We start from the raw sequence: 1,571 nt of genomic DNA, 5'->3' as shown, positions 1-1,571 counted from the left end.
ATTTAACAAAAAATCATTATCTTTGCATGTTAAAAGTTCCGATATGAAGTACACATCGCAGTCAAAACAGCTCACTATTGACGAGTTCCGGTCCTCATTGGAGGGCTTGAGCAAGAGCAATAGATGGGTCCAGTTGGGAGATCTACTCCCCTGGGCAAAGATAGAGAAACTCTACAATTCCAAGCTTAATAATGGCAAGAAAGGAGCAGGCAACAAACCTGCCCGCATGATTATAGGTGCTACCATTATCAAGAAGAAACTGTCCTTGTCGGATGCAGAAACGATTCAGATGATCCAGGAAAATCCATACATGCAGTATTTCGTTGGATTGACAGAATTCACAGACAAGCCGATCTTTGATCCTTCCCTGTTTGTTACAATCCGCAAGCGTCTTGGAGAAGAGGACTTCAATGAAATGAGCGTCGCACTTCTGGAGAAACAGATCAAAATGCAGGAGGACGCAGAAAGGCGCAAAAAGGAGTCGGAATCCGAAGATGATGACAAACCACAAACACCGGGACAGTCTGATTCTACGCATGACTTCGGAGAGGAATTCACCGACAGTCAGGATAGAATCCACAAGGGAGTTTTGAAGATAGATGCCACCTGCAGCAATGCCGAGGTGCGTTATCCTGTCGATGTCGATATTATCCATGATGGATGCAAAACCATCAATCGATATATAGCTACACTCTGTAAGGCCTTATCCCTTCCTCTTCCGGAATGTCATTACAAATCGGCCCGTTTCGAATATCTTAACTTGATCAAGAAAAAGACCAAGAAGACTTCGGAGATAAAGAGCACCAAACGAATGCTTCTTTATTACTTGAAGCATGATATTCAATCGTTTGTGAATCTCGTTTCTCCAAATACCGAGCGTTTGGATTCCTTCATGAGGAATGAACGGAATACGGTAGGAGCAATCATAAAGATGTACTATCAGCAGATGGAAATGCTCCAGCAGGGGACACATCAATGTGCGGACAGAATCATCAGTATCTTCCAGCCTCATATCCGCCCCATCGTAAGAGGCAAGGCCAAAGCCAAGGTCGAGTTTGGTGCCAAGATAGGTGCAAGCATCGTCAACGGATATACTTTTGTAGATCACCTGAGTTGGGATGCCTACAATGAAGAGTCGGATGTAGAACTTCAAATCAAACTTTACAAAGAACGTTTTGGTTATCTTCCTGCTACTGTCCTATGTGATAAGATCTATATGAACAGGGCAAACAGACAACTCTTCAAGGAGTACGAGATAGCTTCTTATTGCAAACCATTAGGCAGGCCTAAAAAGGAACCTAAGGCTCCAGAGGAACTATCCAAGATGGCTCAGGCTGTCGGAGACCGAAATGAGATTGAAGCCACCTTTGGAACTGGCAAGCGAGTGTATCGGGCAGATAACATTCGAGCCAAATTGCCCGAAACGGCAGCTAGCTGGATAGGGGCTTGCTACTTCGTCAAGAACGTGATGAAGTTCTTAAGGGAACTTTGTCTTGTCCTTTCTGAAATCTGGCTCATTTTGAAAAATCTATTCACCCCTGGGGCTTTCGTCTGCAGACCCCTGTCGGTGA

1 protein-coding gene is annotated in these 1,571 nt (G+C 44.5%); it reads left to right on the top strand.

Annotation, left to right across the window (positions count from 1 at the left end; genetic code table 11):
* Positions 1 to 106: 106 nt before the first annotated feature.
* Positions 107 to 1,571, top strand: a 1,465-nt coding sequence (locus MJZ25_16575; protein MCQ2125782.1) for an IS5 family transposase, incomplete at its 3' end; no start/stop codon positions are given.

This window comes from Fibrobacter sp. (assembly GCA_024399065.1).
In the GTDB taxonomy this organism is placed as follows: Bacteria; Fibrobacterota; Fibrobacteria; order Fibrobacterales; family Fibrobacteraceae; genus Fibrobacter.
Note: the sequence above shows the minus strand (reverse complement) of the source record. Positions and strands in the feature narration are given on the sequence as shown.